The sequence below is a fragment of the Teichococcus wenyumeiae genome (assembly GCF_003696345.1).
In the GTDB taxonomy this organism is placed as follows: domain Bacteria; phylum Pseudomonadota; class Alphaproteobacteria; order Acetobacterales; family Acetobacteraceae; genus Pseudoroseomonas; species Pseudoroseomonas wenyumeiae.
The window spans coordinates 85169-111578 of sequence record NZ_RFLX01000008.1; the positions used below are offsets into that span (position 1 = coordinate 85169).

The window sequence follows — 26410 nt, forward strand, 5'->3', positions numbered from 1 at the left end:
CTGTGCTGAACCGGCTGCCGGCATATAGGGAGGCTTGATGCGCCCCGCCATCATCCTGGCCACCTTCGAAGGCGGCGGGCATGTCACCCCCGCCGCGCAATTCGCCCGCCGCCTGCAGGCAGATGGTGCCGCCCTGCGCTTCGTCAGCGACGAGGCCAGCCGCGCCGCCGCCGCCGGCCTGCCCTTCCAGCCCTGGCGCCGCGCCCCCAACCGGCAGCCGGGGGCCGAGGCCGCCGCGCCGCTGCGGGACCATCTGCGCGCCTTCTGGCCCCCTGCCCTGGTGCGCAGCCTTTGCGAGGAAGTGATCTGCGCCCCCGCCCTGGCCTATGCCGAGGACCTGCTGGCCATGCTGCGGGAGGAACCCGCCGACCTCATCATCTGCAACGAGCTGCTGCTGGGCGCCATGCTGGCGGGGGAGAAGGCCGGGGTGCCGGTGGTTTCCTTTTCCGCCAATATCTGGCCCTACCCGACGCGGACGGACCTGCCGCCCTTCGGCCCTGGCTTCCGCTCCGGCAGCCAGGAATGGCACAGCCGCCGCGACACCTTCGCCCGCGACTGGACCTTTTCGCTCTACGATACCGGCCTGCCGGCGCTGAACGCCGCCCGCGCCGCACTCGGCCTGCCGCCGCTGGCGCATGTGCTGGACCAGTTGCAGATGCTGCGACTGTCGCTGCTGGCCACTGCCCAGGCCTTCGATTTCGGGCTGGACAGCGTGCCGGAGCCCTTCGCCTATGCCGGGCCGCTGCTGGAAACGCCCCCTTGGGCGGGGCGCTGGCAGCCCGCGCGGCCCGGCCTGCCGCATGTGCTGATCTCCTTCAGCAGCACCCAGATGGGCCAGCGGGGGGCGCTGCGGCGTTGCATCGCGGCGCTGCGCGGCCTGCCCGTGCGCGGGGTGCTGACCCTGGGCCCGGCGGTGGAGCCGGAGAGCCTGCCGGCGGCCGAACACGTGGAGATCCTGCGCGGCGCGGCGCATGACGACATCCTGCCCCATTGCGCCGCCGCCATCGTGCAGGGCGGGCATGGCTCCGTCATCCGGCCGCTGCTGCATGGCGTGCCGCTGCTCTGCCTGCCGCTGGGGCGCGACAATGCCGACAATGCGGCGCGGGTGGCGCAAGCCGGCGCCGGGCTGGTGCGCGGCGGCCGCGCGTCGGCCTGGCGCATCCGCCGAGCGCTGCGGCCTTTGCTGGAACAGCCGCATTACCGCGATGCCGCCCGGCGGCTCGGCCAGGCCATCGCGGCGGAGATGGACGGGGGCGCCGCCGCCTCAGCCCGCGTGCTGGCCATCGCACGGCAGGACTGAGCCGTTCGGAAAGGGCAGGATCGCGGTCATCTCGTCCAGCAGGGCTTCCAACACGCAGGCGGGGCCGCCGGGCCAGGCGACTTCCTGGCGCGCCTGATCCAGATGCTCCTCCACCCGCCGCCGCGCCACTTCCAGGCCGCAGAGCGAGATCAGGGTGGCCTTGTTGCCGTCCTGCCGCACATCCTTGCCGGCCATCTGCGCCGTGGCCGTGGCATCCAGCAGGTCGTCCAGCGTCTGGAAGGCCAGCCCCAGGTGGCGGCCGAAGCGGCGCATGGCCGCCACGCCTTCCTCCGAGGCATGGCTCAGCACGGCACCGGCCTCCAGCGCCGCGACAAAGAGCACCCCGGTCTTCTGGTGGTTCAGCAGGTCCACGTCGCCGGTGGCGGCGGGGCCATGGCGGTCATGCAGGTCCCGCTCCTGCCCGCCGACCAGCCCCTGCGGGCCCACTGCCTGCACCAGCAGCGTGACCAGCCGCAGCCGCACCGCATCCGATACGCCCGGCAGTGCGGCCATCACGCCATAGCCCTGGTTGAGCAGGGCGATGGCGGCCAGGATGGCGGTATCCTCGCCAAAGGCGCGATGCGTCGCCGGCTTGCCGCGCCGCAGCTCGGCATCGTCCATGCAGGGCAGGTCGTCCAGCACCAGGGATGCGGTGTGGACCATCTCCACCGCGCAGCCTGCTTCCAGCGCCGCCGCCTCGTCCCCGCCGAAGCGGCGGGCGGCCAGCAGGGTCAGCAGGGGCCGCAGCCGCTTGCCGGGTCCTACCAGTGCGTGGCGCATGGCACCGTGCAGCCGCTGGGGCGATTCCTCCACGCCGGGCAGCAGCATCTGCAGCCGCGCCGCGATCATGCCCCGCAGGGGCGCGAAATCGACCACCGCCGGTGCTGGCGGGCGGAGGGTGGAGGCGATGCTCAAGCGGCGTACCGCATGCTGAGGGTCCTGTTCGCTGCGGCACCTTCGGCGGTTGGCACCTGTCGGGGTCGGTCTGGCACCCTCCCCGTGCCTCAGGGCCGCGGGGGGACGTTCTTTCCTACTTGGCGGCGTTTTCCGAATTGGTAAGGGCCTGACATCACGCCGCCGACATCCGCCAGGCCCGCACCGCCTCCAGCGGGTGCAGCAGCATGATGGTGCCGATCGCGAGGCTATCATGGATGATGAAGGCCAGCGCCACCTCGATGGCGAGGCCCAGCGCCAGCGCGCGCTTCCAGCCCAGCCGGAAGCCCAGCCAGCAGCCCGCCACCACGCAGAGCATATCGCCCGTGGCATTCAGCAAGGTATCGCCGCCATAGCTGGGATCGGCGCCGGAGGTGCCGTAGCGGGCGATCATGAAGGGCGTGTTCTCCGCCACCTCCCATCCCGCCGCCGCCACCAGCGCCACCACCAGAAGCCAGCCCAGAGGCCAGTGGCGGGAGGTCAGCCACAGGATGCCGGCCCAGATCAGGCCATAGACAAGGTGCAGCAGCGAATACCAGTCCAGGAAGTGCTGCGAGTTGGTCTCGCTCGCCAGGCTGCCGTCCCAGAAGCGCGGCATGCCTTCCGGCAGCAGCGGCCGGCCGAGTGCCAGCAGGATGCCGTTGGTCAGCAGCAGCAGCACCAGCCCGGTGGCCCAGTAGGCCGGCCAGGGGCAAGGCGGCGGGGACGGGCGGCGGCGGCGGCGCCAGCGGGCCAGCACGCGCGAAAACACCCCCGGCGACGGCGCCTGGGGTGGCTGGCGGGGCAGGGTCTGAGGTGCGGCTTCAGCGGTTCGAGGCACGAAGGGCGGTCTGCTGTGAACCCTTCACAACCGCTGGCGGGCGAACTGGTTGCCTTCAGCCGGGCCTTCCACGCTCCAGCAGGCAGGGCAGCGCGGCCAGGACCGGCACCGGCGGGCGGCCGGACAGGATGCGCAGCTTGTCCATCAGGCTGGGCTCGGCGGCGTAGAAGCGCTCGATCAGCGGCTGCGGCAGGCCATAGAAGCGTTCCAGTACCCGGTAGCGCTGGCCGGGCCGGGCGGCGCGGAAGAGCATGCGGTTGAGCCGGCGGAAAAAGGCCCGCCGCTGCCACAGCGCCACGGAATGCTGCCGCACCAGCGCGTTGAGGGAGGCCGCGTCCAGCGCCGGCGCCGCCGCGATGGCATCGGCCAGGCGCACGGCATCGGGCAGCGAATAGCCGGTGGTGGGGTGGAAGAGCGCGGCCCGCAGCCCCGCCTGCGGCGTGGCAGCCCGTGCCTGCCAATAGGCCTGGATGTCGCCGTCCAGCGCCACCGGCAGCACCCCTTCCTCTTCCCGCAGCACCGTGCGGATCCGCCAGTTCTGTGCCGCCGCATAGGCCGCAATGGCCCGCCGCAGCGCCGGCTTGTCCAGCTCCGGCCCATCGGCGTAGCGGGTATCCTCGATCAGCAGCCGGCGGTCGTCCAAGGGCAGCACGTACAGGAAGCGGTAGCCATCCAGCTGCTCCACCGTGGCATCCATCACGATGGGGCGGCGAAGGCCATGCGGCACCGCCAGCCGCACCTCCTGGCCCAGGAACTTCTGATAGCCCAGCGCCAGTTCCGCCGCCGCATCGGGGCCACGGCCGTCGATCACCGCCGCCGCCGGCAAGGCCGTGCCATCGGCCAGGGTGGCGCCATCGGCGGCCAGATGCGCGACGGGCGCCTCCAGCCGCACCGCATCGCCCAGCACCCGTGAGAGCTGGTCGTGAAAGCGGGCGCTGGTGACGCTGGCATAGCCGCTGGAAAGCTGCCTTTGCCGGGCGGGGAAGCGCACCTCGTAGCCATCCCAGCGATGCGCCACCAGCGGCGCCACCCAGTCGCGCTGCGCCGCCGTCAGGTCGGCCTCGAAGAAGGACCAGGTATGGTCGCCGCCCAGACGGGGGCCAGCCTCCACCAGCAGGAGGCGCAGCTCTGGCCGCCGCTGCCGCAACCGCAGCGCGATCAGCCCATTGGCCAGGCCGCCTCCCGCCAGCAGCAGGTCATAGCCTTGGGGAGCCGGCGGGGTCGGGGACATGCGGCATGGCTTGGCACGCCGCCGCCGCCCCTGCAATCCGCCGCGAAGGCCCCATATGCCCTCTCATGCCGCGCGACAGCACCGCCGGGCTCGCGGAGATCGCGGCCCCTCCCCGTTTCCAGCCGGTGATCCCGGCACAGGCCGCCATTGGCCTCTCGCTGGCCGCGCTGATCGGCGCCGCCTGGCTGGGGTTGCATGTCTATGGCGTCTATTTCCACCGCTGGCAGGGCTGGGGCTGGGTGGCGGCGCCGCTGCTGGTGGCGGTGCAGACCTGGCTTTCCGTCGGGCTCTTCATCATCGCGCATGACGCGATCCACGGTTCCCTGGCGCCGGGGCGGCCACGGCTGAACCGCATCGTCGGGCAGCTTTGCGTCGGGCTTTACGCCGGCTTCCGCTACGGGCGGCTGGCGGCCAACCACCACCGGCACCACGCGGCCTCCGGCACCGCCGACGACCCGGACTTCCACCCCGAGGCGCCCCGGCAGCTCGTGCCCTGGTTCCTGCGCTTCTTCCGCACCTATTTCGGCCTGTTCGAATTCGGCGTGCTGGCAGCGTGGCTGGTGGTGGCCATCGGCGTGCTGGGGGCTTCCACCGCCAATATGCTGGTCTTCTGGGCCCTGCCGGCGCTGCTTTCAGCGCTGCAACTTTTCGTGTTCGGCACCTGGCTGCCGCACCGGCATGGCGAGCCGGGCTTCGAGGACCGGCACAATGCCCGCTCCAACGGCTTCGGGCCGCTGCTCTCGCTGCTGACCTGCTTCCATTTCGGGCGGCACCACGAGCACCACCTCTACCCCTACCTGCCCTGGTGGCGGCTGCCGGACCTGGAAGCCGCGCCTCAGCGCCGGGCCAGCGCCACCAGGTAGGTGCAGGGCGCATCGGTGGCATTCTCGAAAACGCAATCCACCGGCGGCCCCAGTGCCAGGCAGTCCCCGGCGCCCAGCCGGTGCCGGGCACCGGCTTCGTGGAAGAGCAACTCGCCTTCCAGCACCCAGATGGCGTGGCCCCATTCCACATAGGTATGCGCCGGATAGGCGACCCGCGCCCCGGCCGGCAGTTCCACCCGCACCAGTTCCGGCTGCGCCCCCGGCGGCGTGACGGCGCGGCGCAGGTAGCCGGTCTCCGGGTCCCGCCACACCGGCTGTTCCGCGGCGCGGGCGACGCGGCCACCGCCGGCATCGCCTTCCGCCCGCGCCAGCAGGGTGGAGAGCGTCATGCCCAGCGCCCCCACCAGCCGCCCCAGCAGCGCCGCCGTCGGGCTGGCCTCGGCACGCTCCACCTTGCTGATCATGGCGCGGGAGACGCCGGAGCGTTCCGCCAGCTCGGCGATGGACCAGCCGCGTTCCTCCCGCTCCGCCCGCAGGCGCGCGGCCAGCGGGGCCGTCAGGTCATGCGCATCGGCGTCTTGTATAGTGCTCATTCATCCAACATAGTGTTCAAGCTTCGCTTCTATCATCCCGCCGCGCAGGAGTCTCGCCCATGCTGGACCAACCGCCGCCCAAGGCCGGCCATAACGGTGGCCCGCCGCTGGAGGAAGAACCGGAGCACGCCACCACCTGGGGCCGCTTCGTCTGGCGGCGGGCACACAAGAAGGCCTGGAAGACCCCACCACGCGAGATCGCCCTGCGCCGCCTGGCCCGGGCTGAGGAACTGGGCATGAGCTACAAGGACTATACGCTGGAGATCATGGAACGGGGCCGCTACCTGTGACGCAGCCCCGCCGCGAGATCGTCCTCAACGCCTTCGACATGGCCTGCGTCGGCCATATCCAGCAGGGCCTCTGGCGCCACCCGCGCGACCGCGCCACCGACTACAACAAGCTGGACTACTGGACCGGCATGGCCCGCACGCTGGAGCGTGGGCTCTTCGACGGGCTCTTCCTGGCCGATGTGCTGGGCATCTACGACGTCTATGGCGGCAGCCCCGACGCCGCGCTGCGGGAGGCGGTGCAGGTGCCGCTGCTGGACCCGATGCTGCTGGTGCCCGCCATGGCGGCGGCGACGCAGCATCTCGGCTTCGGCATCACCTGCAACCTGGCCTATGAAGCGCCCTACCTCTTTGCCCGCCGCGTCTCGACGCTGGACCACCTGACCGGCGGCCGCGCGGGCTGGAACATCGTCACCGGCTATCTGGACAGCGCGGCGCGCGCCATGGGCCTGCAGCGCCAGATGGCGCATGACGACCGCTACGACCTGGCCGATGAATACATGGACCTCGTCTATGCACTGTGGGAAGGCAGCTGGGCGGGGGATGCGCGGGCGCGCGGCGAGGCCATGGGCGCCTATGCCGACCCGGCGCGGGTGCGGCCGGTGCGTCACCAGGGCGCGCAATACCGGCTGGATGCCATCCATCTGGCCGAGCCCTCCCCCCAACGCACGCCGCTGCTGTTCCAGGCGGGGGCCTCGGACCGTGGCCGGCAATTCGCGGCGCGGCATGCCGAATGCGTCTTCGTCAATGGCGGCGCCAAACCGGCGGTGGCCTCCCTGGTGGCGGACCTGCGCGCCCGGGCCAACCCGCGCCCGCTGAAGGTGCTGGTGGGCGCCACCCTGGTGATCGGCCGCACCGAGGCCGAGGCGCGGGACAAGCTGGAAGACTACCGCCGCCATGCCAGCGTGGAGGGCGCGCTGGCGCATGCCTCGGCCTCGCTGGGCATCGACTTCGCCCGCTACGGCATGGACGAACCCATCGAGACCGGCCCCACCCAGGCCATCCAATCCAATGTCGAGGCGATGAAGAAGGCCGCTGGCCCGGTCTTCACCAAGCGCGGGCTGATCGACCGCTTCATTCTCGGCAGCCGGCAACCGCCGATCGTCGGCTCGGTGGAACAGGTGGCGGAGGCACTGATCGGCTGGGTGGAAGAAGCCGATGTGGATGGCTTCAATCTCTCCCGCACCGTGATGCCGGAATGCCTGGAGGATGTGGTGGACCTGCTGGTGCCCGCCCTGCAGGAACGCGGCGCCTACAAGCGCGCCTATGCGCCCGGCACCTTCCGCGAAAAGCTCTTCGGCGCCGGGCCGCTGCTGGAAGCGCCGCATCCGGCGGCGGCGCGGCGCTTCACGTAAGGCGGGTCAGTTGATCCGGGGTGTCGGTGGCGCATAGAGCGGCACCGAGACATCCATGGGGTTGCGGAAGACCAGGCCGGGATTCGGATAGTAATCCACGAAGAGGTTGATCCGGTCCCGCTTGCCCTTGTTCCGCACGGAATGCCGGACGCGGTTGTTGAAGTCATAGACATGGCCCATGTCCATGACGAACTTGCGGCCGTCGATCTTGTATTCCACCGCCGGCGTGCCGCTCAGCGAGACATGGATACGGTGCGCCTTGGCGGCCATGGCGTGCGCATCGATATGCGGCGCGATCTGCGCCCCTGCCTTCAGCCGCACCAGGGCCAGCCGCGTCACCACGCCGCGCGGGGTCCTGACGGGTGCCAGCGCCTGCTCGATCACCGGGCCCAGCACGTCCTTGAAGCGGTTCCATTCCGGCATGGTGTAGACCGGCCAGACATCCGTATCCTCCCGCGCGATGGGCAGGAAGGGCTGCGGGTCATGCCCCTTGGCACGGGCCCAGACGCAGATCAGGTCTTCGAAATGCTGCAACCCGCTGGTGGAGGCCGTGGGATGCCATTCGGTCTTGATCATGATGTTGTCGGTGGCCGAGTGGGCGGTGGAGGCCACGGCATCCTGGCGGAAGGTATTGCCGGTCCAGTCGTCCTCGGTCAGCGTCTCGATCATCTTCAGGAGGCCCGAGACGTCGATGGCCCCCAGATCCTTCAGCGGTACCCCGATATCCATGACAGTGTCTCCCCCAAGCGAGCGCAGTCCGGCGAGAGTTGCGCCGCCGCCTGGGGTGAGTCAACGCCGCCGCGCAGCCCTGGCTGACTTGGCGCAAGGCCTTTGACGGCAGCCGCTTTCTCCGCCCCGCAGCACGGAGAAAGGCCCAGGAGGGCTGCCTCGCGGCCGGGCTAAGGAAGAATTCATTTCGGCGTCATCTTCCACCGTCCGCGCGGATCAGAGGGCCAGATACTGCCCACGCACCTCCTCATTGGCCCGCAGTTCCGCCATGCTGCCGGACCAGACCACCCGCCCCTTCTCCACCACCGTCGCACGGTCGGCGACGCCGCCGGCGAAATGCAGGTTCTGCTCGGCCAGCAGCACGGTCAGGCCTTCCTGCTTCAGGGCCTGGATAGCCTGGGCCATCTGCTCCACGATGACGGGCGCGAGGCCCTCGCTGGGCTCGTCCAGCAGCACCAGGCGCGGGTTGCCCATCAGGGTGCGGGCGATGGTGAGCATCTGCTGCTCCCCGCCGCTCATGCGCCCGCCGGGGCGGTCCCGCATCCGGCCCAGGTTGGGGAACAGCTCGAACAGCCGCTCCGGTGTCCAGGGGCGCAGGCCCGCGCGCGGCTTCTGGCGGCCGACCTCCAGGTTCTCCATCACCGTCAGGTCGGCGAAGACGCGCCGCTCCTCCGGCACATAGCCGAGGCCCAGGCGGGCGATGCGGTGCGGCTCCTGCCCGGCGATCTCGGCGCCATCGAAGCGGATGCTGCCGGAACTCGGGCGCAGCAGGCCGATGACGGATTTCATGGTGGTGCTCTTGCCGGCGCCATTGCGCCCTAGCAGCACCATCACCTCCCCCTTGCCGACCGAGAGTGACAGGCCCTGCAGGATATGCGCCCGCCCGTAATACGTGTTGAGCCCCGCGATCTCCAGCATCAATGCCCCCCACCGGCGGCGCCGGTGCCGAGATAAACCTCCCGCACCGCCGGGTCGGCGCGGATGGCGGCGGCATCGCCCTCCGCGATCAGCGCCCCCCGGTTCAGCACCAGGATGCGGTCGGAGACATCGAAGACCACGTCCATGTCATGCTCGGTGAAGAGCACGGCGACGCCGCGCTCGGTGGCCAGGCGGCGGGTGAGCTGCATCAGCGCCACGCGCTCGGCCGGGGCCATGCCGGCGGTGGGCTCGTCCATCAGCAGCAGGCGGGGGGCATTGCCCAGCGCCACGGCCAGTTCCAGCCGCTTCAGGTCGCCATAGGCCAGCACGCCGGTAGCGCGCTCCGCCTGCTCCGCCAATCCCACCTGTGCCAACAGCGCATCGGCCTCCGCGGCGAAGCGCACGGCGGCGGGGCGCCAGAAGCGCCAGACCTCGCCGTGATGCGCGATCAGGGCCATCTGCACATTCTCCCGCACCGTCATGGAGCCGAAGGTGGCGGTGATCTGGAAGGTGCGGCCGATGCCATGCGCGGCAATGGCGCGGGGGTTGAGGCCGGCGATCTCCCGCCCCTCCAGCCGCACGCTGCCGGCATCCGGCGGCAATTGCCCGCCGACCATGTTGAAGCAGGTGGACTTGCCGGCGCCATTGGGGCCGATCAGCGCCAGCATCTCGCCGGCGGCGAGGTCGAAGGACACGTCGTCCACCGCCTGCACGCCGCCGAAGGCCTTGCGCAGGCCGCGCACCGCCAGCAGGCTCATGCCTCTCGCCCCCGCAGCCAGAGCCGGCGCGCGGCACCGGCGATGCCCTCCGGGAAGGCCATCACCAGCAGCAGGATGACCGCGCCCAACACCAGCCGCCAGAGATCGGTGGAGCGGACCAGGATATCGGCCAGGCCGGTATAGACCAGCGCGCCGACGATGGGCCCCGCCATCGTCTGCAACCCGCCGAGCAGCACCATCAGCAGCGCCTCCACCGAATGCGGGATGGAGATATAGGTCGGGAAGACGCCGCCCTTGGCATAGGAGAACAGCGCGCCGGACAGCCCCGCCGCCGCCCCGGCGATGACCAGCGCCACCATCCGCAGGTGCTGCACATCAAGGCCGATGGCTTCCGCCCGCACCGCCGAATCCCTTGCCGCGCGCAGGGCATAGCCATAGGGCGCGTAAAGCATCCGCCGCAGCAGCAAGGCCACGGCGACGGACAGCGCCAGCGCGATCCAGTAATAAGTGGCGGCACCGCGCGCCCAGGCTTCCGGCCAGAGGCCGAGCAAGCCGTTGTCGCCGCCCGTGACGCCCACCCATTGGAAGCTGATGGCCCAGACGATCTGCGCGAAGGCCAGCGTCAGCATGGAGAGATAAACGCCGGAAAGCCGCACCACGAACCAGCCGAAGAGTGCTGCGACGATGCCGGCGGCGATGGGCGCTGCCAGCAGCCCCAGCGGCATGGGCGTGCCCAGCCATTGCGCCAGCAGCCCGGCCGCATAGGCGCCGATGCCGAACCAGGCCGCGTGGCCAAAGCTGGCCATGCCGCCAGGGCCCATCATGACATGCAGGCTGACGGCGAAGAGTAGCGCCACCGCGCCATCCGTCAGCACCGTGAGATAGTAGTCGCCCACCCAGAAAGGCGCCGAGGCAGCCAGCAGCAGCGTGGCGAGGCCGAGGTAGCGCAGCGCGGGCGGCGCGGCGCGGATGACCGGGGCGGCGGCCAGCATCTCCCGCGCCTCCGCCTGCGGCCGGCCGAGCAAGCCATTGGGCCGGAAGACCAGCACCACCGCCATGACCAGGAAGACCAGCACCAGCGTGGATTGCGGCAGCAGCACGATGCCGAAGGCCTGGAGGATGCCGATCAGCAGCGAGGCGACGAAGGCACCGGCAAGACTGCCCAGCCCGCCGACCACCACCACCACGAAGGCATCGACGATGACGGACAGGTCGATCTGCAGATTGGCGGAAGCATTAGGCAGCGACAGCGCCCCGCCCAGCCCCGCCAGCCCGGCGCCCAGCGCGAAGACGCTGGTGAACAGCAGGCGCTGGTCGACGCCCAGCGCCGCCACCATGTCACGGTCCAGTGTCGCCGCGCGTACCAGCGTCCCCCAGCGCGTGCGGTTCATCAGCAGCCAGAGCAGGCCGAGCACAACAGGGCCGATGGCAATCAGCACGAGGTCGTAGAGGGGAAAGCGGTTGCCCAGGATCTCGACAAAGCCGCGCAGCCATCGCGGGCGCGGCAGCGGCAGTTCCACCGGGCCCCAGAGCCACAGCGTCACATCCTGCAGGATCAGCACCACGCCGAAGGTCGCCAGCAACTGGAAGAGTTCCGGCGCGCGATAGACGCGGCGCAGCACCACCAGTTCCAGCATCACGCCGATCAGCGCGGTGCAGAGCGCGGTGAGGAGGATGCCGAGGATGAACCATTCCGGCTCCCGCGGCAGCCGCGTCAGGATGCTCCAGCCGAGATAGGCGCCCAGCATCGTCAGGCTGCCATGCGAGAAGTTCACGATCCGCGTGACGCCGAAGATGATGGTCAGCCCCGAGGCGACCAGGAACAGCGACGAGGCCCCGGCGAGCCCCGTCAGCAGTTGCGGAACGATGAGATCCAGCATCGCTCAGGCAGGGCGCAGCTTGCGCACGAAATCGTCGCCCGGCAGCAGGTCGCGGCCATCGATGTAGCGCCAGTCCACCATGATGCCGGCGTCGTTCTTCAGCCCCGTCCTGCCGACAAAGACGCCGAGCGTGCCCTGCTGGTCGATCTCGCGATAGGTGACGGGGCCCACGGGGCTCTCGAAGCCGGCGCCCCGGAAGCCTTCCACCATCCGCTCCATGCTGGTGGATTCCGCGCGGGCGATGCCGGCGGCGATGGACTGGATCAGCGCATAGCCGACCAGGGAGCCGCACATCGGCTTGGCGTTGAACCTGCCGCGGTAGGCATCCACAAAAGCCTTGTGCGCGGGCGTGTCGATCTGCTCGCCCGGATAGCCGGTGACGATCCAGCCTTCCGGCGCCTCGTCACCCAGCGGGTCGAGATATTCCGGCTCGCCGGTCAGCAGGGAGACCACGGCGCGGCCCTCGAACAGCCCGCGCGTATTGCCCTGGCGCACGAAATTGGTCAGGTCCGGGCCAAAGAGCACGTTGAAGATGGCGTCCGGCTTCATCTGCTCCAGCGCCTGCACGGTGGCGCCGGCATCGACGCGCCCCAGCGCCGGCCATTGCTCGCCGACGAATTGCACATCCGGCCGCCGGGCGCTCAGCAGTTGCTTGAACCACTTCACGCCGGACTGGCCGAATTCGTAATTGGGCGCGACGGTGACCCAGCGCTTGGCCGGCAGCTTCGCGGCTTCCTCGGCCAGGATGGCGGCCTGCATGTAGGTGCTGGGGCGCAGGCGGAAGGTGTAGCGGTTGCCGCGCTCCCAGACCATGGCGTCGGTCAGCGGCTCGCCCCCCACGTAAAGGCGCCTGTTCTGCGCGGCATATTCGCTCAGCGCCAGGCCGACATTGGAGAAATAGGCGCCGGCCAGCACATCCACCTTCTGGTCGTTCACCAGCTCCCCGGCCAGGCGCACGGCATCCTGCGGCTTGCCGGCATCGTCGCGCGTGAGCAGCTCCAGCTGCCGGCCCAGCACACCGCCCTGGCCATTGAGGGTTTCCACCGCCAGTTGCATGGCATTGCGGTAGGGCAGCGTGAAGGCCGGCATGGTGGTGTAGCTGTTGATCTCGCCGATGCGGATCGGGCCCGTGCCCTGCGCCCGCAGCAGGCCCGGCATCGCCAATGCGCCGGAAGCACCGAGAAGCAGGCGCCGTGTCACTTGCATAGGAAACCACTCCGAACAGAGGTCAAGCCGCCGGCAGCGCCGAGGCGGAGGGGGAGCCCTGGCCCAGGGGCCAGGAAGAGGCATTGGCGGCCATTATGCCACAGCGCCGCGCCGGCGCCTCAGGTCATGCGCCCCGGCACGCCGCCCGCCGGGCCTTGCCTGGACAGCGCGCACAAGGACAGGCCATGAACCTGGAAACAACCAGCGGGACGGACGACCACCGATGAGCACCTATTTCTACGACCCCCGGCAGGGCCACGGCCTGCCGCACGACCCCTTCAAGGCCATCGTGGCGCCGCGCCCCATCGGATGGATCAGCACGGTGGATGCCGAGGGCCGCGTCAACCTCGCGCCCTACAGCTTCTTCGGCGCCTTCAACGGCAACCCGCCCATCATCGGCTTCGCCAGCGAGGGCTACAAGGACAGCATCCGCAACGTCGAGGCGACGGGGGAATTCGTCTACAACCTCGCCACCCGCCCGCTGGCTGAGGCGATGAACCAGACCAGCGCCCCGCTGCAATACGGGGAGGACGAGATGGACTTCGCCGGGCTGGAGGCCACCCCCAGCACACTGGTGGCCCCGCCCCGCGTGGCGGCGACGCCCGCCGCGCTGGAATGCAAGGTGCTGCAGATCATCCGGCTCAACGATGCCGAGGGCAAGGTGCTGAACAGCTACATGGTGCTGGGCCAGGTGATCGGCGTGCATATCGACCCGGCCTATCTGAAGGACGGCATCTTCGACACCATGGCGGCGCAGCCGATCAGCCGCTGCGGCTATCGCGGCTATTATTCCGCCATCGGCGAGATGTTCGAGATGTTCCGCCCCACGGTGACCACCGCGAAATAGCCCGGCCAGATCGCGCTTCTGTGGCTGCCGAGGGGGGTGATTTGCGGCACCCGCCATGGCAGCCTGCGCGCCGGAGACTGGCAGGGACCCACAGGGTTGCAGGCCGGGCGGAAAAAATCACCGGCTGCGTGATACGTCCTGCCCGGTGGCGAGTTTCCCGGAAGCCAGTCCGTGGAGAATGGAATCGATGAGCGACGACCGAGAGGCACGAGAGCAGCGCATCCGGGAACGTGCCTATGCCCTTTGGGAAGCCGAAGGGCGGCGAGAGGGCGCGCATGAGGAACACTGGCACCGCGCGCGCCAGGAGATCGAGGGCACCGGCATCTCCGGCAGCCTGGACGACCAGCTGAGGGACACTTTCCCCGCCAGCGATCCGCCCAGCATCACCGCCCCTGACACCGATATCCGGGCACTGCCGGCGGCGCCGGAGGACGAGCCTTTCCCCGCCCAGTCCGCCACCCTGGAGGACAGGCCGGAAGCGCCGGTGAAGAAGCCGCGCGCCGCGGCGAAGAAGGCCGATGCTCCGGCAGCGGCCGCGGCAGCCCCGGCCGCCGCCAAGGGCCGCGCGCCCCGCAGGAAGCCGGGCGCCTGATCAGCGGCCGGGGGCGGAAGCCCCCGGCCTGCCGGCGTTACGGCAGCAGCGTGCCTTCCGGCTGCTTGTCGCTGAACACGCCATCCGCGAAGGCTTCCTCCCAGGTGCCGGAGGTGCTGGCCTTGGAATATTCCGTGGCGCGGCCTTCGAAGAAGTTCATGTGCTCCACGGCGTTCAGGATCTCGTCCAGCCAGGTCAGCGGGTTCTTCTCGATATTGTAGTGCGGCTCCAGCCCCAGCTGCTGCAGCCGGCGGTCGGCGATGAAGCGGATATACTGCTTCACCTCATCCGCGGTCAGGCCCTGCACGCTGCCCATCTCGAAGGCGAGGTCGATGAAGGCGTCCTCGTGGTGCACGATGGTGGTGCAGATATCCACCAGCTCCTGACGGAACTCCTCCGTCCAGATCTCCGGATTCTCCTGGATGAAGGTGCGGAACAGGCGGATGACGGAGAGGCAGTGCAGCGTCTCATCGCGCACCGACCACGTCACGATCTGCCCCATGCCCTTCATCTTGTTGAAGCGCGGGAAGTTCAGCAGGATCGCGAAGGAGGCGAAGAGCTGCAGGCCCTCCGTGAAGGCACCGAAGGCCGCCAGGGTCTTGGCGATCTCCTTCTTGTTCTCCACAGAGAAGGACTGCATGTAGTCATACTTGTCCTTCATTTCCTGATACTTCAGGAAGGCCTGGTACTCCACCTCCGGCATGCCGATGGTGTCGAGCAGGTGCGAATAGGCCGCGATATGGATGGTCTCGATGTTGGAAAAGGCCGAGAGCATCATCAGCACTTCGGTGGGCTTAAACACCTGGCTGTAATGCTTCATGTAGGCGCCGTTCACCTCGACATCCGCCTGCGTGAAGAAGCGGAAGATCTGGGTGACGAGGTTGCGCTCGCCGTCCGTCAGGGTGCGCTGCCAGTCCTTCACGTCATCGGCCATCGGAACTTCTTCCGGCAGCCAGTGGACGCGCTGCTGCGTCATCCAGGCATCATAGGCCCAGGGGTAGCGGAACGGCTTGTAGACGGGGTTGGCCGTCATCAGGTCGAACTTCTGGGGGGCGTCCTGGGTCTCGGACATCAACAGTCTCCGGTAGAGGCGCATCGGGCAAAGGCGGATCATAGCGGCGCCGGGCCGCAATGCCTGATCAACCTTTTCAGCCACAACATGTCAGGGTTTTGGCGAGCGGGAGCCACTACATCTATGCGCCCCGGCAGGCAACAGCGGGCAGCCGAGTCGCTTCAGAAGGCCCCTTCCCCGGTGGTGGGCGCCGGCGGCCGGGCCAGGTCGGAGGGCGCGGGCTGGCTGGCCGGCGCCCGCGTCAGCAGGTCCGTGAAGGTCAGCGCGAAGAGAAAGGCGAGCCAGAGCAGGCAGGCCGCCGCCGCCAGCCGCCGCAGCCCCTCCGCCTGCCGCAGCCGCATGAAGAAGGCGGCGATCAGCAGCATCTTGAGGCTGGAGATGCCGAGCGCCACCGCCATGTTGCCCCGGCCCAGCGGGACATAGGCCATGGCGAGGCTGGCCAGCGCCAGCGCCACCAGCGCCAGCCAGACGGCCAGGGCACGGCCCAGGATGGCACCGGCGCCGCGGGCTTCCGCCGGCAGCAGGCCGCGGCGCCCGCTCACGCACGCCCGTCCAGGTAGAGCAGCGGGTAGAGAAACACCCAGACCACGTCCACCAGGTGCCAGTAGAGCCCGGCAGCCTCCAGCCCCGGGCTGCGCAGCGGGCGCAGGCGGCGCCAGGCCTGCAAGCCCATCCAGCCCAGCAGGGTGAGCCCGCCCAGCACATGCAGCCCGTGCAGCCCCGTCAGCAGCCAGTAGAAGGATGACGACAGCGTCGCGCCCGGCATGCCTTGCAGCGCGGCGCCGCCGGGGAAGAGCCCCTTGGCGATGTCGCTGTGCCATTCGAAGCCCTTCACGACCAGGAAGCCGAGGCCTAGCAGCAGCCCGGCCAGCAACCCGCCCAGGGCCAGCCGCCGCCGCTCCGCCCGCGCCGCCTCCACCGCGATGGCGACGGCGAGGCTGCTGGTCAGCAGGATCAGGGTATTGGCGGTGCCCAGGGCCACATCGGTGGCGCGGCCGGCGGCGCGGAAGCCTTCCACATGCAGGGCGCGGGTGGCGGCGAAGGCCAGCAGCAGCCCGCCGAAGAGCAGCGCCTCGCTGCCCAGGAAGATCCACATGCCGAAGCTGGCGGCGCGTTCCTGCCGCTGGGTGCTGCGCCAGGGCTCGTGCAGCAGGGGCACCGGCTTCATCGGGCGTTGCGCCCCTGGTTGCGGTGCGGCTCACGCGCGCTGTGGTGCGGGCCGGTGGCCTCGGGGTGGTAGAGATACGGCTCCTCATCCACCACCGGCAGCTCGAAGAAGTTTTCGCGCGGGGGTGGGGAAGCGGTGCGCCATTCCAGGCCGGTGGCATCCCAGGGGTCGTCGCCGGCGCGGCGGCCAAAGAACAGCGACCAGGTCAGGTAGCCGATGGGCAGCAGATAGGCCGCCGCCAGCAGCACGGCGCCGGAGGAGGACATGACGTTCCAGGCCTGAAACTCTGGCGGGTAGACCTGATAGCGGCGCGGCATGCCGGCGAAACCCATGACGAACATGGGAAAGAAGGTGAAGACGAAGCCGAAGAACATCGTCAGCCCCGCCAGCCGCGCCCAGCTTTCCGGATACATGCGGCCGGTGAGTTTGGGCCACCAGAAATGCAGCCCGCCGTAGAGCGCCGTGACGGCGCCGCCCACCATGATGAAGTGGAAATGCGCCACCACGAAATAGGTGTCGGTGACATGCACGTCGATCGGGATGGCCGCCAGGAACAGCCCCGTCAGCCCGCCGATGGTGAAGAGGCCGATGAAGCCGAGGGCGTAGAACATCGGCGCCTCGAAGGTGATCTGGCCGCGGTAGAGCGTGAAGGTCCAGTTGAAGACCTTGATGGCCGAGGGCACCGCGATGACGAAGGAGAGAAAGGAAAAGGCCATGGAGGCGAACAGCGACTGGCCGGAGACGAACATGTGATGCCCCCAGACCAGGAAGCCCACCAGCGCGATCCAGAGAATGGCATAGACCATGAAGCGGTAGCCGAAGACGCGGCGCCGCGCGAAGCAGGTGACGATCTCGCTGATCACGCCGAAGGCCGGCAGGATCATGATATAGACGGCGGGGTGGCTGTAGAACCAGAAGAGGTGCTGGAACAGCAGCGGATCGCCGCCCTGGGCGGGATCGAAGACCGGCAGGCCGAAGGCGCGCTCGGCCACGATCAGCAGCAGGGACGCGGAGAGCACCGGCGTCGCCAGCACCATCACCAGGCTGGTGCCGTAGATGGCCCAGACCAGCAGCGGCAGGCGGAACCAGTGCATGCCCGGCGCGCGGAGCATATGCACCGTGGCGATGAAGTTCAGCCCGGTGGCGATGGAGGAAAACCCCGCCACGATCACCGCCAGCGCCGCCAGCATGACATAGCCGTTGGAGAACATGGTGGAGAAGGGCGTGTAGAAGGTCCAGCCCGTGTCCACGCCGCCCAGCAGCAGCGAGAGCAGCAACAGCAGGCCCGCCGAGACGAAGAGGTACCAGGAGAAAAGATTGAGCCGGGGGAAGGCAAGATCCCTGGCGCCGATCATCAGCGGCAGCAGGAAGTTGCCGAGCGTGTTCGGGATGGAGGGAACCAGGAAGAACCACACCATCACCGTGCCATGCAGGGTGAACATGCGGTTATAGGCGTCGGGCGTCATGACATCGGCGGCGGGGGTGAAAAGCTCCAGCCGGATCGCCGCCGCCGCGAAGCCGCCGATGCAGAAGAAGCCCAGCAGCGTCGCCATGTAGAGCAGCGCCACCCGCTTGTGGTCGGTGGTGCCGAGCCAGGAGGCGATGCCCTGCTCCGCGCTGAAATAGCTGGGCGGGGCGGCCGGCGCCGCGCCGGTAGCGGATGGCGAAGGTCACCAGCAGCCCCGTCACCAGCAGCACGATGGCGGCGCTGACCCCCAGCATGCCCAGCACGATGGCATCCACCAGCGCCGCGCCGGCACTGGCCTGCGGCGGCCAGAAGGGCAGGCTGCCCATCATGCCGCCCGCCCCCGCCGCCAGGTCCAGAGCAGGAAGAGCGCCATGGCCAGCATGGTCAGCACCGTGCCGATGGTCAGCATCCGCCGCACCATGGCGGCATAGATGCCGCGCGCCGCGTCGAAGCCGTAGCAGAACAGCCGGACACGCTCGCCCAGCGAGCCGACACGGCCTTCCGAGGCTTCCACCAGCGCCAGCCGCAGCGTGGCCGGGTCCGTCTCCAGCCCCGGCAGCACGCGGGAGACGCGGCCATCCGGCGCCAGCACCACCAGCCCCACCGGATGCGCGAAACTGTCCGTCGCCGCGTCATAGGCGGCGCGGTAGCCCAGCACGGCCTCGGCGCGCTCCAGCGCCGGCTGGTCCGCCAGCAGGAAATGCGCCCAGGCGGCATCGGGCGCGACATAGGCCGCCTTCATGGCGGCGGCCTCGGCCGGGCCGTCGCGCGGGTCGATGCCCAGGGCCAGCAGCACCGCCCCTTCCCCACCTTGCCGCATCGCGGCGCTGGCGAGGCCGAGCGTGGTGCCGCACAGCACGGTGCAACTGTAATCCGCCAGCACCAGCACGGCGGGCCTGCCGCCCTGCGCGGCGGCGAAGCTGGTCGCGCGGCCGGCCTCGTCGCGCAGCGGCAGGCCGGGCGGCAGGCTGGCACCGGGGGCCGGGGCGAGGGCGACCTCGGCCAGTGCGGCCTCGGTCAGGCCGCCGGCGGGCGGCGTGGCGGCAGAGGCCGGCGCAGCGAGGCAGGCCAGCAGCCAGGCGGCGCGGGGCCAGCGCGTCATGGCGCCGGCTCCAGCGGGTCATAGGCGGCGGGGCCACGGCCGGCCAGGATCTCCATGGCACGGGCGACGGGGATGCGGGCGAGGCCGCCTTCCCGGTCCACCCAGTCGTAGCCTTGCAAGGCCCGCGCCTGCTCGGCCTGGAAGGCCTGCAGGTCGGCGGCGGGGTCGGCCTGCAGGCGTGGCGCGGGGAAGCGGCTGGGCGGCTGGCCAGCCTGCGGCCATTCGGCGGAATGGCGCAGCAGCATCACCCCACCCAGCGTCGCCGCCAGCAGCGCCGCCGTGCCGAGGCCGACGCCCAGAATGGTCCAGGGCCGCAGCCGCAGGCGGTCCCGCCGTTCGGAAAGGTCTGTTGGGGCGGTCATGGCACGGCGCTCGCCGGTTGCCGCGCCGCCAGCAGCGATGCCCCGCCGAGCCAGAGCCCGCCCACCGCCAGCAGCCCCGGCAGCGCCGCCACCGCCGCAGCCGCCCCCAGGGCGGGCGCCACGATCCAGACCCAGTGCGCGCCGAGCCCAGCCAGGATGCAGCCGCCCAGCCCGGCCAGCGCCGCCGGGCTACGCCGCACCGGGCCGGCCAGCAGCGCCAGCGCCGGCAGCAGCCCCGCCAGCAGCAGGGACAGCGCGCCCAGCCAGACCCAGCCGGAGGCTTGGCGTGGCAGGTACCAGGCGACCTTGCCCGGCAGGTTGCCGTACCAGACCACCAGGAACTGCACGAAGCCGAGGTAGAGCGCGGCCAGGCATGTGGCCATCAGCAGCCCGGCGATATCGCCCGTCGCCCCCCGCCCCGCCGGGCGCAGCAGGCAGGCCCACGCCAGTGCCGCCAGCACCTGCAACAGCAGCCACTGCAAGCCGAAGGCGGTGGAAGAAAAGGATGCCTGCAGCGACTGCATCCAGTCGAAACCCAGCATCGTGGTGGCGGCGAGGTGAAAGACCAGCGCCAGGGCCGCCGCGGCCTCCCGCCTGCCGCCGGGGCGCAGCCGCAGCAGCAGGAAGCCCGCCAGCGCCCAGCCGCAGAGCGCCACCGCCCCGCGCAGCGCGAAGCCCGGCCGGTTGAGATAGAGATGCACCAGATCCGCCGGCAGCGCAGCGGCACCGCCCGTCCAGGGGTAGAGCGCGCCGGCGCCCGCCAGCAGCGGCACCGCCAGCGGCAGAAACAGCGGCAGACCCGACACGGCGGGGGCCAGCACCGGGCGCAGCGCATCGCCCCAGCGGCCGCCGGTCAGCGCATGCAGCGCCAGCAGCGCCATGGCCCCCAGCGACAGCCCCAGCCAGAAGACCAGCCCGACCAGCCAGCCCGCCACCGCATCCCGCCCGCCGCCCGGCAGCAGCAGCGCCCAGCCCAGCAGCAGCAGCAGCGACGCGGCGGCGCCACACAGCCCGGCCCTGCGCGGGGGCGGCATCCTCATGGCAATTGCTCCGCGAGGCCCGGCACTTCCGCCACCCGCGCGTGGCGGGAGAGTTGCAGCGCGCGGATATAGGCGGCGATGGCCCAGCGGTCGGCCGGCTCCACGCGGTCGGCATAGGAATACATCACGCCATAGCCGTTCGTGATGACGTCGAAGAAATGCCGGGCCGGCGCCGCGCGCAGCCGGGCGATGTGGTAGGAGGGCGGCGCCGGAAAGCCGCGGCGGACGATCATGCCATCCCCTTCCCCGGCCGCGCCGTGGCAGGGGGTGCAGAAGATGGCGTAGCGTTCCTGCCCGCGCGCCAGCAGCGCGGCATCGACCGGTGGCGGCGTGGCGCCGGCGGCCTGCCGCGCCAACTCGCCGCGCGCCACGGTGCCTTCCGGCAGGGTACGGGCCGCGCCGCCGGGCCAGGCGCTGGTATTGCCATAGGTGTCCAGCCGCTTCTGCTGCGTCATCTCCGGCTTGCAGCCCGGCAGGGCCAGCAGCAGCAGGGCCAGCAACGCCCGCCTCATCGCGGCACCGCATGGACCGAAATCGTGTCGATCCCCTCCAGCAGCGCCATGAGGCGCGGGATATCGGCCAGCGGGTCCGCCACGCTGAGAAAGAAACGGTCCTGGCTGGCGCGTTCGAAGCCCGGCACGGCGAAGACCGGGTGATGCAGCCGGGGCAAGCCGCTGCCGAGAAAGAAGGCCAGCGCCCCCACCAGCGTGGCGCAGAGGATGCCGGCCTCGAAAGCCAGGATCACGAAGGTCTGCCAACTGTTCAGCGGCCGGCCGCCGAGGTTCAGCGGGTAATCCACCACGGCGCTGTACCAGCACATGGCGAAGACCAGCCCGGCGGCGACGAGCCCCGCCAGCAGCATCGGCAGCCGCAGCCGTGGCTCCGGCAGCGCCAGGGCATCGGGCAGGCCTTCTACGGGGAAAGGCGTATGCGCATCCAGCCCGCGCAGCCCCGCCTCCCGGGCGCGGCGGGCGGCCTGCAACAGCGTCTCGGGATTCTCGAACTCGGCCAGCAGCAGCGGCGCCGTCATCGGGACTGCTCCCGCTGGTGCAGCAGCCTGCCCAGGTCATGCATCGCGGCGGCCGGCAGGATGCGCGCGAAGACCAGCATCAGGAAGGCGAAGAAGCCAAGAGAGCCCGCCAGGATCAGCCAGTCCCACAGCGTGGGCACGAAGACGCCGCGCATGGCCGGCAGGTGGGTATGGGAGAGCGTGTTCCAGATGATCAGGATGCGCTCCAGCCACATGCCGATATTCAGCACCACCGCCACCGCCACCACCGCCGCAATGCTGCGCCGCGCGCGGCCGGACCACAGCAGTTGCGGCACCAGCAGGTTGCAGCCCAGCATGGCGAGGTAGAGCGGCGCGTAATCGCCCGTGAAAAGGAAGCGCAGATGCTCGCGTTCCGCTGGGTCGCCGCTGGTCCAGGCGCTGAACCATTCGGTGCCGTAGGAGAGCGCCATGCCCAGCGAGCCAGCCAGGATGATCTTGCCCATCACCGCGAAATGCCGATGCGTGATAACAGCCTGCAGCCCCAGCCCCTGGCGGATCAGCGCCGCCAGCACCACCACCATGCCGAAGCCGGAGAAGAGCGCGCCGATGACGAAATAGGGCGGAAAGATCGTCTCCTGCCAGCCGGGCATCAGGCTGGCGGCGAAATCCATGGCGGCCACGCTGTGCACCGAAACCACCAGCGGCAGCGCCAGGGCGGCCAGCGTGCGGTAAAGCCTGTCGTGCAACTGCCAATGGCGGGCGGAGCCGCGCCAGCCGAGTGCCAGCAGCCCGTAGATAACCTGCCCCGCGCGGGTGCGGGCACGGTCCCGCAGCGTCGCCATGTCCGGGATCAGGCCGAGAAAAAAGAAGATCAAGGAAAATACGAGATAGGCGACGATGGAAGCGAAGTCCCAGACCAGCGCGCTGCGCCATTGCGGCCAGAGGTCCATGCTGTTGGGATAAGGCGTCAGCCAATAGGCATAGCCCGGCCGCCCCAGGTGCAGGATGGGAAAGATCCCGGCGATGGAGACGGCGAAGATCGTCATCACCTCCGCGAAGCGGTTGATGGCGGCGCGCCAGGGCTGGCGCGTCAGCAGCAGGGCCGCGGAGATGAAGGTGCCGGCATTGCCGATGCCGATCCACCAGACATAGTTGGCAATGGGAAAACCCCAGACCACGCCGGTGTTGTTGCCCAGGATGCCGATGCCGCGCACGAAGAGGAGCGCGATGCAGCCCGCCAGCATCAGCGTCATCAGCGAGGCCAGGGCGAAGGCGATGAGCCAGGCACGTCCGGGCTTTCGCCGCTGCACGCGGTTGGAGATGGTAGCGACCAGTTGGCGATAGGTCGCCTGCGGGGGCAGCAGGCCGGCGGCGGGGTCGGGCGCGCTCACGCCTCATCCTCCAGCGCCGGGTTGGCGTTGCGGGCCTGCGCCAGATAGGTGGTGCGCGGGCGGGTGTTCAGCTCCTCCAGCAGCGCGTAATGCTGCGGCTCCCGCCGCAGGGCCGATACGGCGGAGCCCGGCTTCTTCAGGTCGCCAAAGGAAATCGCCTGGGCAGGACAGGCGGATTGGCAGGCGGTCTGCACCTCGCCATCCGCGATCTCCCGCCCTTCCCGCGCGGCGGCGCGGCGGGCGGCGGAGATGCGCTGGGTGCAGTAGGTGCATTTCTCCATCACGCCACGGCCGCGCACCGTCACTTCCGGGTTGCGCTGCGCCGCCACCAGCGGGTCGCCCTGGTTGGCGTATTCCTGCCCGTCGGCATAGCCATGGAAATTGAAGCGCCGCACCTTGTAGGGGCAGTTGCCCTGGCAGAAGCGGGTGCCGATGCAGCGGTTGTAGACCTGCACGTTCAGCCCCTCCGCATCATGGACGGAAGCGGCGACGGGGCAGACCGGCTCGCAGGGCGCGGTTTCGCAATGCATGCAGGGCACGGGCTGGAAACCGGGGCGCGGGTCCTGCTCGCTCTCGCCCAGGTGGTAGGTGTCGATGCGCAGCCAGTGCATGTCCCGCCGGGCCGCCACCTCCTCCGGCCCCACCACCGGCACGTTGTTCTCGGCCCGGCAGGCAAGGACGCAGGCATTGCAGCCGATGCAGAGCGTGGTGTCGATCACCATGGCCCAGGCGGCACCGGCCTGCCCGCCCACCGCCGGAAAGAGGCTGGCAGGCTGCGGCTGTTCCGCCGGTGGCATGGCGGCGCGGGCGGCGAATTCCTCCAGCGACAGCGTGGGCAGCAGCCTGGTGCTCTCGCCTTCCAGCTTATGCGCTTCCTGCGGGCGCAGCAGTTCCGCCTGTTCCCCGGAGGCTTCCAGTTCAAGGCCCGGCAGCATCCAGCGCGCCGCATCCTGGCGCAGCGCATAGGCATTGGCGCCGATGCCATCACCGATCGCCCCCGCCCGCTGCCGCCCGCCGCCGAGATGCAGCGCCGCCACGCCTTCCGCCATGCCGGGTTGCAGCATCACCGGCGCCGTCAGCTCACGGCCGCCCAGGCGCAGGCGCACCAGATCGCCGTCGCGCAGCGCGCGGGCGCGGGCCTCGGCGGGCGCCAGCAGCAGGGCATTGCCCCAGACCTGCCGGGTCAGCGGCTTCGGGCATTCCTGCAGCCAGGGATTGTTGGCGAAGCGCCCGTCCCAGAGCATGGGGTCCGGCCGCAGCAACAGGGCCAGGCCCGGCGGCAGCGGCGCGGGCGGCAGGTCCGGCAGGGCTGGCGCGGGCGGCAGCACGGGCACGGCGGCGCTGCCGGCCACCACGCCGTCATGCAGCGCCTGGCGCCAGAGCGGCTCGAAGGCAGCCTCGCCCCAGGCTTCCATCCAGGTTTCGCGCAGGGCGGCATGGGCATCCAGCCCATCGCGCCCGCCTAGCAGGCCCAGCACGGTGGCGGCGGAATGGCCGCCGTGCAGTGGCGTGATCAGCGGCTGGGCGATGCTGGCGGTGCCGTCCGGCGCCAGATGGTCGGCCCAATCCTCCAGCGGGTGCCGCTCCGGCAGGTGCCAACGGCAGAGCATCGCCGTCTCGTCGCGCCAGGGGCCGAGATGGATGGTCAGGGCACGGCTCTTGCCCAGCGCCTCACCGAAGCCGAGATCGGCCGGCGCGTCATAGGCCGGGTTGGCGCCCAGGATCAGCAGGGTGTCCAGGCTGCCGTCCCGCAGCGCCTCGGCCAGCGGCGCCAGGGGCAAGGCGGGCTCGGGTGCCGGCAGGTAATCGACCGGGGCACCAAGCCGGACGTTGATCCAATGCACCAGCGCATGCAGCTCCGGCGGCGCCCAGGGGCCGGCCAGCGCCACCGCCTCCCCCGGATGCGCCTGCAGGTCGGCGGCCAGGGCGTCCAGGAAGCGCCGGGCGGCTGGCGGCAGGTCAGGCTCCGCCACCGCCGCGCCCAGCCGCGCCGCCAGGGCGATGGCGAGATCCCGCACCTCCCAGGGGCGCAGCGCCAGCCGGTGGTCGGCCTTGGCGCCGGTATTGGTCAGCAGCGGCTCCGCCGCGTAGAGCCGCAGGAAGGGTGCTTCCCGCCCCCGCCGCGCCTGCCGCCGGGCCGCGAAGGCGCGGGCGTGGGCGACCTGTTCCGGCCCCGGCCCCAGCGGGTCGGCATCCAGCGTCAGGACCACGCGAGCGCTTTCCAGGCGCGGGCGGGCGCGCAGGCGCTGGCCGAAGGCGGCCTCGGCGCCGGCCAGAGCATTGCGCTCGTCCACCGGCTCCTCCGCGTGCCATTGCGCGGCGGGGAAGCGGGCGCGCAGCCGGCCGATCAGCCGCCGCAGGGTGGGCGAGGTGACATGCCCGGTCAGCAGGTGCAGCCCGGCGCCGCCCCGCGCCTCCAGCGCCGCCAGCCGGGGCTTCAGGGCGGACAGGAAAGCCTCGAAGGAAGCCGGCCGCCCTTCCTGCCGCACGGTGCGGGAGCGGTCGGGGTCGTAGAGGGAAAGGATCGCCGCCTCGGTGAAGGCATCGGTGCCGCCGAGGCTGGCGGGGTGCAGCGCATTGCCCTCCAGCTTCACCGGCCGCCCCTCGAAGCAGGTGGCCAACACGCCGCGGCCATAGCCGTTCAGCGCCAGGGTGGTGGCGAAGCGCCGTGGCAGGCCGGGCACCTGGCCCTCGGGCGCCTCGACATAGGGGATGATCTCCTCCGCCGGCTCGCCGCAGGAGGTGAGCGTCAGCGCCGAGGCCAGCAGGCCCAGCGCCGCCTGCCGCCGCCCCAGGGAAGGCCCGCTCACCGGTGGCACCGCGAGCAATCCGTCAGGTGCTCGGTCTCGATCATGGAGTGGCGGATCAGCGCCTCGCCGCGCGCGCGCTGGTCCGGCGGCGGGGTCCAGTCCATGTCGAAGACCTGCTCCCGTGGCCGCAGGTGCGGCGCAGGGTCGCGGTGGCAGCTCAGGCACCAGCCCATGGTCATGGGCTCCGCCTGATAGACCTGCTGCATGGATTGCACCGGGCCATGGCAGGTGCTGCAGCCGACGCCCTTGGCCACATGCACGCTGTGGTCGAAAAAGACGTAGTCCGGCAGCCGGTGCACCCGCTTCCAGGCCAGCGGCTCCTTCTCCGCCAGGCTCTGCCGCACCGGGGCCAGCATGGCGGCCTCGGTCCAGATCTGGGAATGGCAGGTCATGCAGGTATGGGTCGGCGGCATGCCGGCGAAGCGGGACTGCACGACCGACTGGTGGCACATGCGGCAATCCAGCCCCAGCTCCCCCACATGGTGCGCGTGGCTGAACTGCACGGGCTGCTCCACCGTGTCGTTGCGGCGCGTCATGTGCGGCGTGAAGGGCAGCGCCAGCATCACAGCCAGCCCGGCCAGCAGCAGCAGCGCCAGCCCCGCCAGCACGGCGCGGAACAGCGTATCCGCACTGGGTGAGAAATGCTGCGCCATCGGCTGGTCACATCCCCCTGGTCCCGCACCGCAACTCCTGGCTGCCGAGTGGCGGCACCCGGAAGCTGAATCCACGGAACTGGGGAAGGTTACGCCCGCCGCCTGAATCCTACCCCGAA

27 protein-coding genes are annotated in these 26410 nt (G+C 70.5%); 6 read left to right on the forward strand and 21 right to left on the reverse strand.

All coding sequences use genetic code 11. The features are described 5' to 3' along the window. Positions 1–37: 37 nt before the first annotated feature. Entirely contained in the window at positions 38–1300 is a 1263-nt protein-coding gene (locus tag EBE87_RS12660) for a glycosyltransferase (RefSeq protein WP_122140018.1), read from the forward strand. On the opposite strand, the gene EBE87_RS12665 is transcribed toward EBE87_RS12660, so the two are convergent. The 3 genes from EBE87_RS12665 to crtY all read right to left on the reverse strand — a co-directional run bounded on the left by EBE87_RS12665 (position 1265) and on the right by crtY (position 4284). Further along, positions 1265–2215 carry a polyprenyl synthetase family protein gene (locus EBE87_RS12665; protein WP_158600932.1) on the reverse strand — a complete coding sequence of 317 codons (951 nt, stop codon included), beginning with the start codon at positions 2213–2215 and terminating at the stop codon, positions 1265–1267. The two genes, EBE87_RS12660 and EBE87_RS12665, sit on opposite strands and share 36 nt — an antisense overlap. A 154-nt stretch (positions 2216–2369) precedes the next feature. Continuing rightward, positions 2370–3053, reverse strand: a complete 684-nt coding sequence (locus EBE87_RS12670) for a DUF2585 family protein (protein WP_147426102.1) — start codon at positions 3051–3053, stop codon at positions 2370–2372. A 55-nt stretch (positions 3054–3108) separates the two neighbouring features. Next, the gene (gene crtY / locus EBE87_RS12675; protein WP_120639126.1) at positions 3109–4284 is read right to left on the reverse strand and encodes a lycopene beta-cyclase CrtY; all 1176 of its coding nucleotides are present in this window, start codon (positions 4282–4284) and stop codon (positions 3109–3111) included. A gap of 65 nt (positions 4285–4349) precedes the next feature. On the opposite strand from crtY, the gene EBE87_RS12680 reads away from it, so the two are divergent. Next, positions 4350–5147, forward strand: a complete 798-nt coding sequence (locus EBE87_RS12680) for a fatty acid desaturase (RefSeq protein ID WP_120639125.1) — start codon at positions 4350–4352, stop codon at positions 5145–5147. Here the strand turns inward: EBE87_RS12680 and EBE87_RS12685 are convergent. Continuing rightward, entirely contained in the window at positions 5120–5701 is a 582-nt protein-coding gene (locus EBE87_RS12685; protein WP_120639124.1) for a helix-turn-helix domain-containing protein, read from the reverse strand. The two genes, EBE87_RS12680 and EBE87_RS12685, sit on opposite strands and share 28 nt — an antisense overlap. 59 nt (positions 5702–5760) lie before the next feature. Between EBE87_RS12685 and EBE87_RS12690 the strand changes: the two genes are divergently transcribed. Next, a complete protein-coding gene (locus tag EBE87_RS12690; RefSeq protein WP_120639123.1) occupies positions 5761–5991 on the forward strand; it encodes a hypothetical protein in 231 nt (76 codons plus the stop codon). Next, entirely contained in the window at positions 5988–7343 is a 1356-nt protein-coding gene (locus EBE87_RS12695; RefSeq protein ID WP_267898252.1) for an LLM class flavin-dependent oxidoreductase, read from the forward strand. Before EBE87_RS12690 ends, EBE87_RS12695 begins: the two co-directional genes overlap by 4 nt. A gap of 6 nt (positions 7344–7349) precedes the next feature. On the opposite strand, the gene EBE87_RS12700 is transcribed toward EBE87_RS12695, so the two are convergent. From EBE87_RS12700 to EBE87_RS12720, 5 genes are all read right to left on the reverse strand, one after another. Continuing rightward, positions 7350–8072, reverse strand: coding sequence for an aspartyl/asparaginyl beta-hydroxylase domain-containing protein (locus EBE87_RS12700; protein ID WP_120639122.1), 723 nt, complete (start codon positions 8070–8072; stop codon positions 7350–7352). 216 nt (positions 8073–8288) lie between these two features. Further along, positions 8289–8990, reverse strand: coding sequence for an ABC transporter ATP-binding protein (locus EBE87_RS12705; RefSeq protein WP_120639121.1), 702 nt, complete (start codon positions 8988–8990; stop codon positions 8289–8291). Beyond that, positions 8990–9748, reverse strand: coding sequence for an ABC transporter ATP-binding protein (locus EBE87_RS12710; RefSeq protein ID WP_120639120.1), 759 nt, complete (start codon positions 9746–9748; stop codon positions 8990–8992). The genes EBE87_RS12705 and EBE87_RS12710 overlap by 1 nt, the downstream gene beginning before the upstream one ends. Next, complete coding sequence (locus EBE87_RS12715; protein WP_120639119.1) at positions 9745–11589, reverse strand: ABC transporter permease; 1845 nt, start codon at positions 11587–11589, stop codon at positions 9745–9747. Before EBE87_RS12715 ends, EBE87_RS12710 begins: the two co-directional genes overlap by 4 nt. A gap of 3 nt (positions 11590–11592) precedes the next feature. Then, a complete protein-coding gene (locus tag EBE87_RS12720) occupies positions 11593–12795 on the reverse strand; it encodes an ABC transporter substrate-binding protein (protein WP_120639118.1) in 1203 nt (400 codons plus the stop codon). A 223-nt stretch (positions 12796–13018) separates the two neighbouring features. Between EBE87_RS12720 and EBE87_RS12725 the strand changes: the two genes are divergently transcribed. Both EBE87_RS12725 and EBE87_RS12730 read left to right on the forward strand, forming a co-directional pair. After that, entirely contained in the window at positions 13019–13642 is a 624-nt protein-coding gene (locus tag EBE87_RS12725) for a flavin reductase family protein (RefSeq protein ID WP_120639117.1), read from the forward strand. 187 nt (positions 13643–13829) lie between these two features. Further along, complete coding sequence (locus tag EBE87_RS12730) at positions 13830–14234, forward strand: DUF2934 domain-containing protein (protein ID WP_158600931.1); 405 nt, start codon at positions 13830–13832, stop codon at positions 14232–14234. 37 nt (positions 14235–14271) lie between these two features. On the opposite strand, the gene EBE87_RS12735 is transcribed toward EBE87_RS12730, so the two are convergent. From EBE87_RS12735 to EBE87_RS12790, 12 genes are all read right to left on the reverse strand, one after another. After that, the gene (locus EBE87_RS12735; protein WP_120639115.1) at positions 14272–15306 is read right to left on the reverse strand and encodes a ribonucleotide-diphosphate reductase subunit beta; all 1035 of its coding nucleotides are present in this window, start codon (positions 15304–15306) and stop codon (positions 14272–14274) included. Positions 15307–15467: 161 nt separating this feature from the next. After that, positions 15468–15848 carry a cytochrome C oxidase subunit IV family protein gene (locus tag EBE87_RS28985; RefSeq protein WP_158600930.1) on the reverse strand — a complete coding sequence of 127 codons (381 nt, stop codon included), beginning with the start codon at positions 15846–15848 and terminating at the stop codon, positions 15468–15470. Beyond that, positions 15845–16474 (reverse strand): cytochrome c oxidase subunit 3, encoded by a 630-nt coding sequence (locus tag EBE87_RS12745; RefSeq protein WP_120639113.1) that lies wholly within the window; start codon positions 16472–16474, stop codon positions 15845–15847. The genes EBE87_RS28985 and EBE87_RS12745 overlap by 4 nt, the downstream gene beginning before the upstream one ends. Then, positions 16471–18078 carry a cytochrome c oxidase subunit I gene (locus EBE87_RS12750; RefSeq protein ID WP_120639112.1) on the reverse strand — a complete coding sequence of 536 codons (1608 nt, stop codon included), beginning with the start codon at positions 18076–18078 and terminating at the stop codon, positions 16471–16473. The genes EBE87_RS12745 and EBE87_RS12750 overlap by 4 nt, the downstream gene beginning before the upstream one ends. Before the next feature lie 189 nt (positions 18079–18267). Further along, on the reverse strand, positions 18268–19044 hold the full coding sequence (locus tag EBE87_RS12755; RefSeq protein ID WP_122140019.1) for a thioredoxin domain-containing protein: 777 nt from the start codon (positions 19042–19044) through the stop codon (positions 18268–18270). After that, the gene (locus EBE87_RS12760; RefSeq protein ID WP_120641343.1) at positions 19041–19406 is read right to left on the reverse strand and encodes a hypothetical protein; all 366 of its coding nucleotides are present in this window, start codon (positions 19404–19406) and stop codon (positions 19041–19043) included. Before EBE87_RS12760 ends, EBE87_RS12755 begins: the two co-directional genes overlap by 4 nt. Beyond that, positions 19403–20446 (reverse strand): hypothetical protein, encoded by a 1044-nt coding sequence (locus tag EBE87_RS12765; RefSeq protein WP_147465032.1) that lies wholly within the window; start codon positions 20444–20446, stop codon positions 19403–19405. The genes EBE87_RS12760 and EBE87_RS12765 overlap by 4 nt, the downstream gene beginning before the upstream one ends. Beyond that, positions 20443–20958 (reverse strand): c-type cytochrome, encoded by a 516-nt coding sequence (locus EBE87_RS12770; RefSeq protein WP_120640998.1) that lies wholly within the window; start codon positions 20956–20958, stop codon positions 20443–20445. Before EBE87_RS12770 ends, EBE87_RS12765 begins: the two co-directional genes overlap by 4 nt. After that, positions 20955–21476 carry a DUF3341 domain-containing protein gene (locus EBE87_RS12775; RefSeq protein WP_120640999.1) on the reverse strand — a complete coding sequence of 174 codons (522 nt, stop codon included), beginning with the start codon at positions 21474–21476 and terminating at the stop codon, positions 20955–20957. The genes EBE87_RS12770 and EBE87_RS12775 overlap by 4 nt, the downstream gene beginning before the upstream one ends. Then, positions 21473–22828 carry an NrfD/PsrC family molybdoenzyme membrane anchor subunit gene (gene nrfD / locus EBE87_RS12780; protein ID WP_199708040.1) on the reverse strand — a complete coding sequence of 452 codons (1356 nt, stop codon included), beginning with the start codon at positions 22826–22828 and terminating at the stop codon, positions 21473–21475. The genes EBE87_RS12775 and nrfD overlap by 4 nt, the downstream gene beginning before the upstream one ends. After that, positions 22825–25638, reverse strand: a complete 2814-nt coding sequence (locus EBE87_RS12785) for a 4Fe-4S dicluster domain-containing protein (RefSeq protein WP_233560097.1) — start codon at positions 25636–25638, stop codon at positions 22825–22827. Before EBE87_RS12785 ends, nrfD begins: the two co-directional genes overlap by 4 nt. Then, positions 25635–26291: a cytochrome c3 family protein gene (locus EBE87_RS12790; protein WP_120640790.1), complete on the reverse strand. Its 657-nt coding sequence runs from the start codon at positions 26289–26291 to the stop codon at positions 25635–25637. The genes EBE87_RS12785 and EBE87_RS12790 overlap by 4 nt, the downstream gene beginning before the upstream one ends. Positions 26292–26410: the final 119 nt, after the last annotated feature.